This is a genomic window from Parvularcula dongshanensis (assembly GCF_014199615.1).
GTDB lineage: Bacteria > Pseudomonadota > Alphaproteobacteria > Caulobacterales > Parvularculaceae > Parvularcula > Parvularcula dongshanensis.
This window is the reverse complement of the sequence record NZ_JACHOB010000001.1, coordinates 13,985-29,135: the sequence shown is the minus strand read 5'-3', so window position 1 is coordinate 29,135 and position 15,151 is coordinate 13,985. Positions and strand designations below refer to the sequence as shown.

Genomic DNA, 15,151 nt, shown 5'->3' with positions numbered 1-15,151 from the left:
GCCTACTGCTCACGTCCGCTTCTCTAATCGGGCATGGCAGTCAAGCTCCGGTGGCGGTGGTCCGGTTCGTCGTTCGTGCCTTGGGTCACGCTTCTCTTCGCAGTCTCAGATGGCGCCATTCGTTCGGCGCCGCTGCAGGCATGTGTGTGACCGGGTGATGCGGAGCGCCTCGCTTTTGCGCGTGCTTCGAGATCGAGCACACCAGACATAAACGGCGTCACCGCCCACTTCGTCCAGGCACGGACGAACCAGGTGTTCCGGGTAGGGGCGTCAGGTCACGCTGTAGCCTCCGTCCGGAAGGGTTCGTTCGTCATCCACATGCGGTGCAGGATGACGGCGAACTTGCGAGCCACGGCGATCAGCGCCCGTCGCCGGGCCTTGGTCCGCGCGAGCTTCAGCTCCCAGGTCTTGAGCGGCGAGGATCGCGTACAGCGCAAAAGGAGCGAGTTCGCGGCTGTGTAGAGCGTCGCCCTGACGTCCCGGTCGCCAGCCTTCGAGATCTAACCGCGGTTGTCTGTCTCGCCGGACTGGAAGCGCCGAGGCGTCAGCCCGAAGTGCGCGCCGACCAGCCTCGACGATCGGAAGCGCGTCGGATCGTCGATGGCGGCTTTGTACGATTCTAGCCAAAATTGGATGTTCCGATTCGCGCTTTGAACGGACGGAATGAGCTTGAAGGGAAGGTTCTGCGGGTCCGCTGCAACCTTACCGCCGGGGCTTCGGGAGAGACAGCTTCAAGCTGATCGCCAAGGCTCGGAGACCGAAGGCCGCGCCAGCAGACGCTAGGAAAGCGGCCCGTTCGTCGAGACCGAGGGTCGCCAGTCCGAAATAGGTGGCGGAGCCGAAGAAGGCAGCCGTCGCATAGACGTCCTCTTGCAGCAGCAGAGGTTCTCGATTGGCGACAGTGTCTCTCAGAAGGCCTCCAGCGGCGGCCGTCAGCGTACCCATGACCACGACGATCGAAAGCCCGTGCCCAAGGCCGAAGGCCTTCGCGGCCCCCGTAGCTGCGAACAGCGACAGCCCGAGAGCGTCTGCCCATATCAGCGGCTTGAACGCCTCGACCAGTCTGTGGCCAGCGAAGGCCACCAGTCCACCAGCAGCCGCCAGCCACAGGACCGATGGGTCTTCAAGCCAGAAGACCGGCACACCGAGCAGAAGGTCGCGCAGGGTTCCGCCGCCCGCCGCCGGTAGGAGAGCGAGGACGATGGCGCCGAACAGGTCCATGTCTTTCCGCACGGCAGCGGTGCCGCCTGACAGTGCGAAGACGAACACGCCTATGCGGTCGGCGAGGAGGACTGCGAGTTCGAAGCTCATTGCAAACGGTTACGTCGTTAGGACGGGCACCGCTAGCGTACGAGGGGAAACCCGACGCAGGTCCAGATAAAGAAGATCCGTCACCTTGGCCGCGGCGGTCTGGTAAGCCCGATTCGGGCCCGTTAGCGACGTTCGGTGTTCATTTGGATCGATCGGTGGAATCGACACCGGATCTAGGCAAGCCGACGGATAACCGTCCAGCTTGAAGCGCTCAGCCCCCGAAGCGATAGCCGATCAACGCGAGGCCCGTGCCGCCGAGGCCGTCCCCGTCGGTGCCGCCAAGCACACGCGCCTCGAACGTCACGGCCTGCCGCTTAAAGGTCTGCACCGCGAAGCCCGCCTTGCCTTGGAGGAAGAGGCCGCCCCCTGTGGACGTCCCAAGACCGAGGCCGCCGTATGGCCTGAAGCGACCCTCGCGTGACCGGACCACCGCATTCACGAGCCCGGCGACACCGAAGTGCGCCGAGACCTCGTCATTGCTCGCCTGCCGGACGTTGCCGAGGGCGAGAACCTCAGCCTCAAGGGTGAAGGCAGAGACATCACGGCCGTAGGTCAGGTTGAAGCCCGCAGAGTCGGGCCCGCCGCCAAGGCCGAGCTGGAAGTAGGAAGGCGAGCCGGCCGCGTCTTGCGCGAACGCGGCAGGCGCCGTGCCCGCCATCGCCACAAGGGCGACCGCGAAGGTCGAGATACGCATGTGTTGGAAGATCCCCCGGCCAAGGTCGGCCTACCCTGACGTTACGCCGCGTCCGGTCGCTCTACCAGGAGGTGCGGCTATCACGTTCGATCGCTTCACGTTTCAGGCGTTCGCGTAGCTGCGAAGCGCGTCTCGAGCGTTCGGACGTCAACTTCACCGTCGATCCATACGGGCCCGACCTTTGGCCTAACCTATGCGGACGATCGAAGGAAGGTGGGACACTAACCTCCACACTGATCAACGCTACCGAATGCTAGGTTCGATCGCGGACCCTTCACGCCCGCCGCAACTCGTCTTCCAGCGCAGCGATGACCTCGATCGAGCTGAGATCCTTTCCGACGACGGGTGCGCCCTCGGCTCTAGCCTGAGCCTGCCCGCTGCTCGCGTGCGATGTGTAGAACACGAACGGCACCTGGACGGCTCGCAACCGCTCGACGATCGGAAACACCTCACCGTCTGGCAGCCCGACATCCAAGATGGCGGCGTCGACGGTCCTCTCGTCGAGGAGGGACGGGGCGGCGCCGACGCTGGGCGCGGAACCGATCACCCGCGCACCGGCATTAATCAAGGCCATGCGGACATCCGCCGCGACGACCGCATCATCCTCGACGTAGAGGACCGCTTTTCCTTCAAGCACTGACACCGGACGCCATCATGCTTAGTCATTACGCAAGGTTAGGTGGCTGACGCGCCCTTCGCGTGGCCACTGGTTCACAACGAAGCCGCCTGCGGACTGGAACAGCGCCTCGATTAGGCGAGAACCGAAACCCAACCGGCTCGGCGGTCGCTCGATCGCCGGCCCGCCCCTCTCTCGCCAAACCATCGCGAGCGTCCGGTTCGAACCCTCGCCCTCGATCGTCCAGGAGATCTCGACCTTGCCCTCCTCATGAGACAGCGCACCGTACTTCGCCGCGTTCGTCGCCAACTCGTGTAGAGCCAAACTCATGACGTTCGCGTTCGATGCATTGAGGCGAATTGCGGGCCCTTCGAACACGAACGGCTCACGAGGGGCGTAGGGCTCGAGCACGGCTTCCGTCAGCGCACGCAGGTCGAAGCCTTCGCGGGAAGTAGCGAGACCGATCGTGAGCGAGTGAGCGCGCGACAGCGCGGCGACTCGCCGATCAACCGTCCGGACGACCTCTTGGATGTCGCTCGTGCCACGTGCCGACATCGTCACGAGGGCGGGGACGAGGGCGAAGATGTTCTTCACCCGGTGGTCGACCTCTCTCAACGTTAGCCGCGCGCTTTCTAAGGACCGTTCGAGAGCCAACTCGGCCTCTCGCCGCTCGGTGATGTCCACAACGACGCCGGCGAAGCGGGTGCCGCGGCCCGGGTGCGGGCCGCAGCGGCCGCGGCCCATCAGGTAGCGGTGCTGGCCTCCGGCGGAGACGACGCCGTACTCCTCCTCGAATACTTCGCCGGTCTCGATCGCGCGGTTCGTGGCGTCGATCACGCGAGCGCGGTCCACCGCGTCGATCGACGCTTGGAAGGTCGCGATTGGCAAGCCTTCGGCCGCTTCGGACGGATCGAGGTCGAAGGCGGCCGCGAACTGCGCGTTCACTGCGAGGCGGTCCTCGTCCACGTTCCAGTCGAACGTGCCGACGGCGTGGCCCGCTTCTAAAGCGAAGGCCAGGCTCTCCTGGACCTCCTCGGCCTGACGGCGTGTTTCGACCTTCTCGCTGACATCGTGCTGTGTGCCGAAGAACAGCACGACCTCGCCGTCGTCGTTGCAGATCGGCCCGATGTGCAGCGCGTTCCAGAAGGGCGTGCCGTCCTTCCGGTAGTTCAGAAGTTCGACATGGGCGTCCGCGTCGTTCTCGATGCCCGCTCGTAGCTCGCTGACCGCGCCGACCTCTGTGTCCTCGCCCTGAAGGAAGCGGCAGTTCCGACCAATCACCTCATCGCGGGCGTAGCCCGTAAGGTCGAGAAAGGCCTGATTGACGACGATGATCGGATTGTCCGGCTGGTTAGGGTCGGTGAGGACGACCGCCATGCCGCTCCGTTCCAATACCCTCGTGAACACGCTCGCTTCCGAGGGCATGCCCTTCGGTAGATCTATCGTCTCGCCCACCATCCTGCCTCCTGCCACGCCACGAGCGAAAACAGGCATGGTTCCTAGTCAACGCTTGGAGCTAGATAGAAAAACCGTATGGCCCTCCAGGCCGCAGAGCAGCTTCCAACGGGCTCGTGATTATCAGCGGCGGCACCGGGTTGCGCGCTGTCCCAATTGGTTGCAGCGAACTCGCCCTTCTTTCCCTTCCTCGCCAACCGACGGTTTGAGCCCGTTAGAGACCCTCGGTGTTCGTTCGTATCGATCGATGGAACCGACATCGGAGGCGAGCTCGCCTCGCGTGGGAACATAACGCAGCAGGTCGAAGGTCGTTGGCTGTTCGTCGTCGAGCCTCCATCGCCGACGCCGGTACCGATAGGTACTTCAGTCCCGGTCCTGATCGGCGAGGTCGAGCACGACGGGGCAGTGGTCCGACAGGGCCTCGTAGGCGGCCGGCGGTGACGCTTCGGGGAAGCGCTCTCCGTTCCGCGCCGCGCAGATCCCACTGACCGAGGCGAGACGGGCCTCGCGCTCCGCCATGCCGGACGCGACGACGATCTGATCGAGCGCCCCGCACTGGCCGCGAAAATATTCCGTGCAGGGAATGTCAGTCGGCATCAGCACGAAGCCCGGTGCTTCGTTCGCAGCGACCTTGCCGAGCCCCTCGATCTCTGCAGGGCCCTCCATGATGCCGTCAGCGCCCATGGTGTTCAAGTCGCCCATGACGACCAGGTCCGGGTCGCGCTCCGCGGCGAAGAGGCGGGAGAACAGCCCGTCGAGACGGCCGTAGGCCTCCTGGCGGGTCCGGAAGTCCTTCTCGCCCCTGCCGCTGTCGAGGTGGACGGAGAAGAGAGAGAAGTCCGCCCCGCCTTCGGTCAAGGATTGCACATAAGCCGCCCTGCCGGGGCGGAGGTTGCCGGCGCAGGGATCGGTGGGACCGAGCGACGCGCCGTTCATCTCCTACGCGTCGCTCGCCCGCTCGAGGCGGACCCGGTCGGCGTCGTAGAGGAAGCCCGTATGCTGCTGGCCGTCCCCACCGCAGTCCTGAAGGTCGACCCGCCAGTCGCCGCCGGCGTAGTCCGCAAGCGCGTCGGTTACGACCGCCCAGGCGACGTCCGCGGCCGAGGTCGCCTTGATCTCCTGGAGCGCGACCACGTCGGCGTCGAGGTAAGCGAGCGTGCAAGCGAGCCAGCTGAGGTCGGTGCCAGCGTCCTCCCTCGGCGTTCCGTCCGGAAACCAGCGGATGTTCCAGGTCGCAACGCGCAGCTCGCCGTCGCTCCGGCCGCCTTCGAAGCGGACGCCTGAGCGCATGGCATCGTCGCACGCGGCGGGCGACGCGAAGGCGACCGACGACTGGTCGTCGGCGTCATCCCCGCCGGCGGAGCCGGGATCTGCTGAGGGCAGGGCGCTTCGCGGCGCGTCGCTGTGGGCGGCGCCGTCAGGCGCAGGCTGCGTGCAGCCCGCGAGAGCCAGGCTCATGACCGAGAAGCAGAGGCGGAGGGGGAGGCGCTGGCGCATGGTCTTGGTTTGCCGCCGTTTGGGCGTGCCAGGCAACAAGTCCCGGCGGCGGTGAAGTTGCTAGCTGCCCCAGTACGATAGCAGCTTCGACAGTGCCCGCGGAACGAGCCGCGCTCGACGCTGGTCGCGACCCGTCGCGCGTTGCCGCTGAGCCGAGGCGCAGTAGGAGGAGAGGGGGCCCGTCGGGGCGTAGCCCGACAGGGAGAGGACGATGCCGATCTTGGTTCAGAAGCGAATCTACCGCGCGGACCTGCGCGCTAACCGTCACGTCTGGTACGTGTTCGGGGACAACGAGGCCCGGACCGGTAAGGGCGGTCAGGCCCGCGAGATGCGGGACGAGCCGAACGCGATCGGCATCGCGACGAAGCGGACACCCTCGAGGGCCGATGACGCCTACTGGTCGGACAAGGACTACAGCCGCAACGTGGCATGCCTCGAGCACGACTTCCGTTCGGTCGCGGCGGCGCTTCGCCGAGGCGAGCTCGTCGTCTGGCCGCTCGACGGGATCGGCACGGACCGCGCGGACCTCGCCAACCGCGCGCCGCGGACCTTCGAGAAACTACAGGAGCTTTAGCGAGCCCTTCGCGCGATCGACCCGTCTCGGTGACTGAGACGGAAGGCACGGCATCATCCGCCCAGTCCGCTCAGCGTCTGTTCACCGGGATAGGCCAAGGGGGGCAGTGCGGACACGTCGCCTCTACATCCCTCTCATCGCCGCTGACGGGCTGCTCCTCGCGCCGGTCGCGGCGGAGGAGGTCTACGGCAGCTCGCCGTGGTTGGTGAGTCACGAGGTACAAACGCTCCTTGGCGTAGAGCGCTGAAAGCTTGCGATGAAGCCTCGTAACCGTTCCCTCCGCCGGTCGCCGACTTTCTGGCTCGGCGTCTACTTCGGCACCCTTCTGATCGCCACGCCTTCGGACGCTTCACAGACTCCGCGATCGCGTTCGTCTACATCCTCGTCGCGGGGCTACCCCTTGCCTGGCTCGGGGATCTCGTCACGGCGCTCCTCGCGCCGCTGGGTCTTACCGCAGACGTCCATGCGTGGGTCAGCTACTCAGGGCCGAACGGCACGGGCTACCTCGTTCTGATGCTGACAGTTTTGCTGGTCAGTTGGGGTGCCGAGCAGGCATGGCGGCGGAGAAGGCGCGGAGGCAGACGACTACAACAGAGGGAACGGCGACGGTAGAGAGCCGCCGGAAGCGCGCTTTTCGCAACGCTAATTTTGTGAGGCCGGGAGCGTTTGCCTCATGGCATCAATGACGCTCTTCTGGAACAAGCTCGCGTCGACACAGACGGAGAGATTGTTCTGAAGGTCCGCAACGGCTTCATCCGGTGCCATCTCGAAGTTCGCGACGTACTGTGTGATTCGGGTTTCGATCATACCCGTAGTCATAGGAGCAGGCGCGTCGTAGTGCAGACTGCCGATGAAAAGCGAGACCATCTCCGCACCGTTCGCAAGGTTCCTTCGGAACTCCGCTGACGCCGGCTTGTCAGGCTCGAACAACTCGGCTTCCACACGGTACGATGCCGCGCAGTTAGCAAACAGCTCGACGATGCCGTAAGCTTCTTCTGGTTTGTTGTATTTCTCGCTCAGTTCGACAAACATCGCCATCTGTGCGTCTGTCGTTTCCTCAACTTGTATAATCGCTGCGAAGATCATTCCGCCCCCTAGAACGGCTAGGAGTGTGGGGGCGAGGTGATCAGCCGGTCAATTCGGCTCTCGAACTCAAAACGACGAGCTCCCCTGTCTAGGCCGTACAATGATTATTTTCGTAAAGCCAGTCTGAGACGTCCATCTATAGGCTCCCACTACGGCAATCAGGGTCCGGCACATGCGGTTCCATACCGTAGTAGGCCGACTGTCTTCTCCGTAGTGCCATTCGATACGAACTGCTACATGCTCGTGTATCTGCCGAACCTTGCGCCTCGCGGATCCATCATATGGGCCTTCATTGCGTTTTGCCCGTAGGCGATGAGAAGCTGTTTGTTCGAACCTGACATTGGAGCGTTGCGACCCCCGCGGAACCGCCCGCCCGGATCCGTTTCGCCTCGGTATCTCGTGTGCGCTCACCCGGTGGTCTTTGTCTGTGCGACGGTAAGATGCACGAGAAACGCTGAGAAGGTCGACGGTAGAACCTCTCTGACCTAAGGCTCTGATTGCGCTGTTTCGTGTCCAGGAATCCTCGTGGTCTCACCCCGTTCCCTCGATCATCCCGCCCCTGATGCAGACTTGTCGACCTGCGATCGAGAGCCCATTCGAACTCCGGGCAGCATCCAGCCTCATGGCCTCCTCTTTGCTCTACAGGGCGAAGATTTCGAGGTGGCTCAGGTGAGCGTGAACGTGAGCGTTCGGTTGGGCCGCAGCGGTTCCGAGGTGCTCGGCTTGCCAATCTCAGCTCTTCTCGGCGAAAGCGTGGCTCATAGGTTGGCGGCTGTTCTCCCCCTGGTCCCCGAGACCGTGCGGCAGCTCGGCGTCCTCGACGTTGGCGGCGGCCCCTGGGCGGGCGTCGTGCACAGCGCCGATGGCCTCTTGATCCTTGAGTTGGAAGAGGTGGGAAGGAACGAGAGCGGGTCCGCAGACCGCGTCTACCCGGAACTTCAGCCAGTCGTTCAGGAGTTGGAAGCCGCAGTCGATGCCGCCGACGTCAGCGCGATCGTCGCTCGAGAGGTCCGACGGATCAGTGGTTTTGACCGCGTACTCATCTACCGCTTCGACGAGGTCTGGAACGGGACGGTCATCGCCGAGGCCCGCAACGAGAGGCTCCCATCCTACCTCGACCTTCGGTTCCCAGCGTCCGACGTGCCGGCGCAAGCCCGAGAGCTCTACCGTCTCAACCGCCTCCGCCTGATTCCCAACGCTGCCTACGATCCCGTGCCGCTGTTGCCATCCGACAACCCGCTGACCGGCCGACCGCTCGATCTCAGCCTCTCGACGCTGCGCAGTGTGTCTCCCGTCCACGTCGAGTACATGAAGAACATGGAGACACCGGCCTCCATGTCGATCTCGATCGTCCAGGATGGCCGGCTTTGGGGCTTGATCTCCTGTCATCACGCCGAGCCTAGGCACGTCTCGCCGAACATCCGGGTCACCTGCGACTTTCTCGGACAGATCGCTGCCATGCAGCTGGGGGCGAAGGTGCGGATGGCAGAGGCCGCACAGCGGGTTGAGCGGCAGGCCATCCAGGCACGGCTGCTCACGCACATGGCGGCTGTCGAGCGGTTCACTGACGGCCTCGCAGACCAGCCTGAAGACCTGCTCGCGCTGACCCAGGCCGCTGGCGCGGCCATCGTCACGGAAGAAACGATCTACCGCGTTGGGACGACTCCGAGCGAAGGGACCATCCGGAATCTGATCGGATGGCTCGACGAGGCGCAGCCGCATGACGAAGTCTTCGCGACCGAGGCGCTCGGCACCGTTTACACGGGAGCGGACGACCTCGTCGCGACGGGAAGCGGCGTCATCGCCATCTCCATCTCACAAATCCATCGCAGCTACATCCTTTGGTTCCGGCCTGAGGTCGAACGGACGGTGCGCTGGGGGGGCGATCCTCGAAAACCCGTCTCAGGCGGAAGCAACGACCTTCGCCTTCATCCGCGGAAGTCCTTCGAGACTTGGAAGGAGACCGTTCGGCTGCACGCGGCACCGTGGTCCGACGCTGAGGTCGCTGCAGCGGCTTCTCTTCGGAGCGCCATCATCAGCATCGTCATGCGAAGGGCGGAAGAGCTGGCCGAGCTGACACAGGAGCTTCAGCGAAGCAACAAGGAGCTCGAGGCCTTCTCCTACTCTGTCAGCCATGACCTGCGAGCGCCGTTCCGGCACATTGTCGGCTACGCCGAACTCCTGAAGTCCACGGCGGGCGACACGCTGGACGTCAGGAGCCACCGCTATGTGGAGACGATCATCGAATCGGCGCTCTCCGCAGGCAAGCTGGTCGACGACCTCCTGAGCTTCTCGCAGATGGGACGGACGACGCTTATGCCGATGGGAGTGGACATGAACCGTCTCCTCGATGAGGTTCTGCGCATGCTGCGGCCGGAGATGGAGGGCCGTCAGATCGCCTGGACGATCAGCCGCGAGCTTGCACCGGCCTGGGGGGATCCGAGTATGCTACGGCAGGTGGTACAGAACCTACTGTCGAACGCGCTCAAGTACACGCGAGGTGAGGACGGGGTGCGGATCAGCGTCTGGAGCGAGCAGCGGCCTAAGGAGACGGTGTACCGGGTCTCCGATAACGGGGTAGGGTTTGAGATGGCTTACGTCGACAAGCTTTTCGGGGTCTTTCAGCGACTGCACCGGATCGAGGAGTTCGAAGGGACCGGGATCGGCCTCGCCAACGTCCGCCGCATCGTGGAGCGACATGGGGGGTGGGTGCACGCGGAAGGAGCGGTGGGGCAGGGCGCCGTCTTCTCCTTCGGCCTACCGGTGCGGCCCGGAACGGAGGCGTAAATGACGGGGCTCGCACCGATCCTCCTCGTTGAAGACAACCCAAAGGACCTGGAGCTCACCCTCGAAGCGCTGGAACGCAGTCAGCTCGCGAACCAGGTTGTGACTGCCCGGGACGGCGCGGAGGCGCTTGCTTGGCTACTGCGCGAAGGCGAACACGAGCAACGCCCGGGCGGCGATCCGGCAGTCGTGCTCCTCGACCTCAAGCTGCCCAAGATTGACGGTCTCGAGGTTCTGGAGCGCATCAAGAAGGACGAGAGCCTGCGTCACGTGCCAGTCGTGATGCTGACGGCCTCGCGCGAGGAACGAGATCTCATCAGAAGCTACGCACTCGGTGTGAACGCGTTCGTTGTCAAACCGGTGGCGTTTGACCAGTTCTTCAAGGCGATTCAGGAGCTTGGCATGTTCTGGGCGATCCTGAACGAGCCCCACCCACCGCGGCCGCGGGGACAGCCCATGACGGTGATCAAGGCGTGAGGCAGGACGCACTGACTAATCCGCTTGAGATCCTGCTTCTCGAGGACAGCGACCTTGATGCGGATCTGACCGGAGAGTACCTCCGCCTGGGCGGCATTGTTCATCGCTTCCATCGCGTGTGGAGCCGCGAGACGTTCGTGGACGCGCTACGATCCGGCCGACGCTTCGACCTCCTCCTCGTGGACTACGTGCTCCCGAGCTTCGATGGGCTGTCCGCCTTGAAGATCGCCCAAGCACATTGTCCCGATACGCCCTTCATCTTCTTGTCGGGCACCCTCGGCGAAGAGGTCGCGATCAACGCATTAAAGCAGGGGGCAACTGACTACGTTAGCAAGCAGCGCCTCAACGCTCTCTGTCCAGCCGTCACGAGAGCCGTCGACGAGGCAGCGCAACGAACGGCCCGGCGTCACGCCGAGGGGGAGCTGCGTGAGCTCAACAGGACGCTCGAAGCGCGCGTTGCCGAGCGGACACGGGAACTGCGCGAAGCGAAGGAGAGGCTCGAGGCGGAGGCGGCCGAGAGGGAGCGGGTCGAAGTTCAGCTTCGGCACGCCCAGAAGATCGAAGCCCTCGGCAAGCTGACGGGAGGCGTCGCCCACGACTTCAACAACCTACTTCAGGTGATCAGTGGGAACCTGGACCTCCTTACCCAGACTTGCGGCAACGACGAGAAGGCTCGCGCACGTCTTTCCGCCGCGAAGGCAGGCGTGGAGCGGGGAGCGAAGCTTGCTCAGCAGCTCCTCGCCTTCGGACGGCGGCAGCCACTGCGGCCTCGCGTCCTCGACATCGGGCAGCTCGTCATCCGCCAACAGGAGATCCTACAACGCACCCTCGGCGGTGACGTCACGATCCTTAGCGATGTGCCCGGAGACCTTTGGAACACGTTCGTGGACTCGAGTCAGCTCGAGAACGCGCTCCTGAACCTGGCGATCAACGCACGCGACGCCATGCTTGGGGGCGGGAACCTCACGATCCGGGTCCGGAACGTCACGCTTCGTGATACGGAGAGGGAGGACGCTGTGACGCCGGGGGAGTATGTTCGGCTCTCCGTGCGCGACAACGGCACAGGAATGCCCCCGGATGTCCTTGCTCAAGTGCTCGAGCCTTTCTTTACGACTAAGGCGGAAGGACACGGGACAGGGCTCGGTCTCAGCATGGTTTATGGCTTCGTGAAACAGTCTGGCGGCTACTTGACGATCGAGAGCGAGGTCGGAACCGGCACGACCGTTACCGTCGACCTGCCACGCAGCCATGAAGCGGCTAAGACGCTGGAGGCGCCCGCTGAGGACGATGTTGTGGGAGGCGACGAGACCATCCTCCTCGTCGAGGACAACGACGCCGTTCGTCAGACGGTCAGCGGAATGATCGAAGAACTTGGTTACACGGTGATCGAAGCAGGCGACGCTGCGAAGGCGCTCGCGCTGCTTCGAGAAGGACACGAGATCGATCTCCTCTTCACAGATGTGGTGATGCCCGGACCCGTCACGAGTCAGGTTCTTGCCGCAGAAGCCCAGCGCTTTCAGCCGGGCCTGCCGGTGCTCTTCACCTCCGGCTACACCCAGGGCGCAATGATGCCGTCGGGCCACCTCGCGACTGGCATCCGCCTCCTCGACAAACCCTACACGCGCGATTCGCTGGCGCGGGCGTTGAGGGACGTGCTGGATACGAAGGGTGTCGACTCTGAACCAGATCTGCGTCTCAATCGAGACCTTGCCACCGCATCTGCGACGATCCTCCTGGTCGAGGACGAACCTTTGATTAGGATGCTTGCGGCGGATATGCTCGAAGAGACGGGCTACGAGGTCGTGGAAGCGCATAGCTTCGCGACCGGACGGGACGCTGTGGAGCGGTCACCGATCGACCTCCTCATCACCGACCTCGGATTACCTGACGGGAGTGGAATAGACCTTGCCAAGGACTTGCGCCTTACACGACCGACGTTACCGGTCGTCTTCGCGACAGGCCAACCTGATCGGGCCTTTCTTGAGGAGCTGGGCACCCCGCACGCCCAAGTCCTCTCGAAGCCATTCGACAAATCCGCCCTGGTCAAAGCCGTCGTCAATGGCCTGTCAGCAAAATCAGAATGCTAAGTCTGCTTTCCACTGCCTTGCGTATCAGACAGCTTCAGGCGGACGGAGGTCCGCCGCACGCGATCCGTCAGCCATCGCTGACATCCTAACGGTCAAGTATGCCGGTTCCGGACGAACTCTTCACAGCTGTCATCCCACACAGCATGTTCTTGACGTGGTACAGGCGGCGACCGGCAAGCCTCCGACTGTTGATCCTTCCCTAACCCGTCCGCCCCCGAACTACTCATGACGCTTCACGTTCTACTTTCGAGCTACGACCGTTGAAACGTCTCAGGCAATCTATCTGTTCGCGGACCGTTCCCGTTAGCGGCGAGTGGGAGGGGTCGGTCCGTAAGGAGATAGGGTCCGATATTCTACTCTTCATCAGCTGAGCCGATTGGACTAACAGTTGCAGCGCATGAATGAAAAAGAAGCGATATGGTTTGGTGGCTGGGACGGCCTGTTCGAGGTCATCTTGGTTTCGCCGATAATCTACTTGCTCGTGATTGTTTTCGTCCGCGTGAGCGGCAAGCGTACAACCGGGCAGATGAACAACTTCGACTGGATCGTCACCGTCGCGATGGGCTCGGTCGTCGCTTCGGGGATCGTCATCAACACGGTAGAGGTCGTAGAGGCTGCCGCCGCCGTCGCCATGCTAACCGGTCTGCAGTTTGCGCTGACTTCTCTGACAAGGCGCTTCCGCGCTATCGACCGCTTAGCCAAGACCGAGCCGTGCCTGTTGGTCCGTCGAGGCAAAGTCGATGAACGCGCGTTGGCAAAAGAACGGTTGACTAAGGACGAACTGGCAGCTGCCCTACGGCAGCATGGCCTCGCCCGACTTGATGAGATAGAGTGGCTTCTCCTGGAGAACACCGGCCGGTTCAGCGTGATCACCAAAGACGCGGCGAGAGGCGGCATCGACAACTTCCTCGCGACTGACGAACTCGATCAGGAGCGTGAGAAGTAGGAAGGCGACCTCACTGCCCGTTCAGGACCGGAGCGTTCCCTCCTGCAAAATTTCTCAGTGTCCAGTGAAAAGCAAAACGCCCCTGCCCTTAGGGCAGGGGCGTACGAAGGTCTGAATGGCCAGGAACTAGCGATTCAGATCTTTGTCGGTACGCGTCTCAGCGTCACGCTGGTCCGCATGGTGACCCGCCGTTTCATCATCCACATCGACCTTCGTCTCGCGGATCTTATCGACGACGTGCGTGGTCTTGTCCTTCGCGACCTTGTCGACCTCGACCTGCTCCTTAAGCACGGCTTCCTTCTCGATGACCGCTTCTTCGCCGGTCTCGTGTACCTCGATCGTCTTGCCATGGAAGAGTTCGTCGGCCTCTTGGGGGCTCAGCGTGCGGCCGACCTTACGGGAGTGAATTTCGACTTCCTCGTCGCGAAGCGTCACGTCCTCGCCCACCTCCCGTTCGACCACGTAGGACCGGACGTTCACTGCGCCCTTGTCGACCTCTCGTTTGCCGACGTTCAACCGCTCCTCGACGACGTCGATCGTCTGACCTTGATCGTCGGTCCTGCCGCGACCGTAGGCGTTACGGGTCGCGAAGCGATGCTCGTCAGTGTAAGACTTCTCGCGCGCGTCGAGGTCGAGCCCGCTACCTTGCAAGATACGGACGGCCTCATCGACCTCCTTGTCGCGAACGCGCGCCTGGACGAGCGTCTCGCCGCGGTCGAGCGCGTCGTGGTAGGTGTGAAGCTCATCGTCGGGCAACGACGTGCCTGAGAGGCGCTCGTAGCGTCCGTTCTCGTACCGGCCTGCGGCCTTCTCGCTCTCAGCGTCGATCACCCGGACGTTGTTGACGTGAATGCCGGCGCCTTTGAGGGCTCGCTTGGCAGCTTCGGCTTCCTGACGGGTGCCGTAGACGGCGGTGACTGTGCGATCCATTGTTCTCTCCTACTTCAGTGTGCTGCCTCGCAGCGCACAGGTTTCACTTGGTGGGGCGGGCGGGCTTATCCTCGCCACCGGCAGCAGCAACCGACCCTTCGGTCGAGCCAACACGGTCCTGCGGCGGGATACGGTCGATCGTCACTCGTTCCTTGCGGACGGGCATCGTCTCGCGCTCTGTCCTCACGAACGCGTCGAGCTTGACCCGAACTTCCTCAGCGACGACGAGCTGCTTCACGACCACGAGCCGTTCCTCGATGATCGGAATGACGACGGTGTCGCCGTCCAGACGGGGCTCCGGGATGGTGTCGACGACCCGGTCGACCTTCACCCGAGCAACCTCGGCTGTGTGGCTTGCAAGCTCGGTCTCGACGGTCTCTTCGACCATGTCGACGTGAGTGGAGACCCGAACGGTTCCCTTGTCGACGACACGTTTGCCAACCTTCAGCCGCTCTTCAACGATGGGGATCGTACCGCCTTCACGTCCCTCGTCACGACGAGCGCGAGTGGCGGCTTCTGCCTCGCTCATCGCATCAAGGACGGACGGCTTGTTAGTTGCCTCGCCAGGGCGGACAACGACGCGCTCGGTGCCGTCCGGCAAGATCGTTTTCTCTTCGGTCATAGGGGGGGAACAACGCGGCGGAGATATTGTTTCGCGCCGGACAACAGCGAGTTGCAGAAATCTCATCGTCGC

At 63.4% G+C, this 15,151-nt stretch carries 14 protein-coding genes and 1 pseudogene; 5 read left to right on the top strand and 10 right to left on the bottom strand.

Annotated elements, in window-relative coordinates:
* Positions 1-275: 275 nt before the first annotated feature.
* The 7 genes and pseudogenes from GGQ59_RS15520 to GGQ59_RS00115 all read right to left on the bottom strand — a co-directional run.
* A pseudogene (locus tag GGQ59_RS15520) lies at positions 276-617 on the bottom strand (transposase); the annotation flags it as partial.
* Positions 618-702: 85 nt separating this feature from the next.
* The gene (locus GGQ59_RS00140; RefSeq protein WP_183814711.1) at positions 703-1,311 is read right to left on the bottom strand and encodes a trimeric intracellular cation channel family protein; all 609 of its coding nucleotides are present in this window, start codon (positions 1,309-1,311) and stop codon (positions 703-705) included.
* A 211-nt stretch (positions 1,312-1,522) separates the two neighbouring features.
* On the bottom strand, positions 1,523-2,005 hold the full coding sequence (locus tag GGQ59_RS00135; protein ID WP_183814709.1) for a hypothetical protein: 483 nt from the start codon (positions 2,003-2,005) through the stop codon (positions 1,523-1,525).
* 274 nt (positions 2,006-2,279) lie between these two features.
* A complete protein-coding gene (locus GGQ59_RS00130) occupies positions 2,280-2,642 on the bottom strand; it encodes a response regulator (RefSeq protein ID WP_183814707.1) in 363 nt (120 codons plus the stop codon).
* A 21-nt stretch (positions 2,643-2,663) separates the two neighbouring features.
* Entirely contained in the window at positions 2,664-4,046 is a 1,383-nt protein-coding gene (locus tag GGQ59_RS00125) for a PAS domain-containing protein (protein WP_281373735.1), read from the bottom strand.
* Between the two features lie 393 nt (positions 4,047-4,439).
* Positions 4,440-4,943, bottom strand: coding sequence for an exonuclease/endonuclease/phosphatase family protein (locus GGQ59_RS00120; RefSeq protein WP_183814704.1), 504 nt, complete (start codon positions 4,941-4,943; stop codon positions 4,440-4,442).
* Positions 4,944-5,015: 72 nt separating this feature from the next.
* Positions 5,016-5,573, bottom strand: a complete 558-nt coding sequence (locus GGQ59_RS00115) for an exonuclease/endonuclease/phosphatase family protein (protein WP_183814702.1) — start codon at positions 5,571-5,573, stop codon at positions 5,016-5,018.
* 211 nt (positions 5,574-5,784) lie between these two features.
* On the opposite strand from GGQ59_RS00115, the gene GGQ59_RS00110 reads away from it, so the two are divergent.
* Positions 5,785-6,147 carry a DUF7831 domain-containing protein gene (locus GGQ59_RS00110; RefSeq protein ID WP_183814700.1) on the top strand — a complete coding sequence of 121 codons (363 nt, stop codon included), beginning with the start codon at positions 5,785-5,787 and terminating at the stop codon, positions 6,145-6,147.
* Between the two features lie 642 nt (positions 6,148-6,789).
* Here GGQ59_RS00110 and GGQ59_RS00105 read toward each other — a convergent pair.
* Positions 6,790-7,233: a hypothetical protein gene (locus GGQ59_RS00105; RefSeq protein WP_183814698.1), complete on the bottom strand. Its 444-nt coding sequence runs from the start codon at positions 7,231-7,233 to the stop codon at positions 6,790-6,792.
* Positions 7,234-7,758: 525 nt separating this feature from the next.
* Here GGQ59_RS00105 and GGQ59_RS00100 point away from each other — a divergent pair.
* The 4 genes from GGQ59_RS00100 to GGQ59_RS00085 all read left to right on the top strand — a co-directional run bounded on the left by GGQ59_RS00100 (position 7,759) and on the right by GGQ59_RS00085 (position 13,527).
* Positions 7,759-10,020: an ATP-binding protein gene (locus tag GGQ59_RS00100; protein ID WP_183814696.1), complete on the top strand. Its 2,262-nt coding sequence runs from the start codon at positions 7,759-7,761 to the stop codon at positions 10,018-10,020.
* Positions 10,021-10,494 carry a response regulator gene (locus GGQ59_RS00095; RefSeq protein ID WP_183814694.1) on the top strand — a complete coding sequence of 158 codons (474 nt, stop codon included), beginning with the start codon at positions 10,021-10,023 and terminating at the stop codon, positions 10,492-10,494.
* Positions 10,491-12,581 (top strand): response regulator, encoded by a 2,091-nt coding sequence (locus GGQ59_RS00090; protein ID WP_183814692.1) that lies wholly within the window; start codon positions 10,491-10,493, stop codon positions 12,579-12,581. Before GGQ59_RS00095 ends, GGQ59_RS00090 begins: the two co-directional genes overlap by 4 nt.
* 397 nt (positions 12,582-12,978) lie before the next feature.
* Positions 12,979-13,527 (top strand): DUF421 domain-containing protein, encoded by a 549-nt coding sequence (locus GGQ59_RS00085; RefSeq protein ID WP_183814690.1) that lies wholly within the window; start codon positions 12,979-12,981, stop codon positions 13,525-13,527.
* A 126-nt stretch (positions 13,528-13,653) separates the two neighbouring features.
* Here GGQ59_RS00085 and GGQ59_RS00080 read toward each other — a convergent pair whose 3' ends face one another.
* Both GGQ59_RS00080 and GGQ59_RS00075 read right to left on the bottom strand, forming a co-directional pair.
* A complete protein-coding gene (locus GGQ59_RS00080; RefSeq protein WP_183814688.1) occupies positions 13,654-14,457 on the bottom strand; it encodes a YsnF/AvaK domain-containing protein in 804 nt (267 codons plus the stop codon).
* Between the two features lie 43 nt (positions 14,458-14,500).
* On the bottom strand, positions 14,501-15,079 hold the full coding sequence (locus tag GGQ59_RS00075) for a YsnF/AvaK domain-containing protein (RefSeq protein ID WP_183814686.1): 579 nt from the start codon (positions 15,077-15,079) through the stop codon (positions 14,501-14,503).
* Positions 15,080-15,151: the final 72 nt, after the last annotated feature.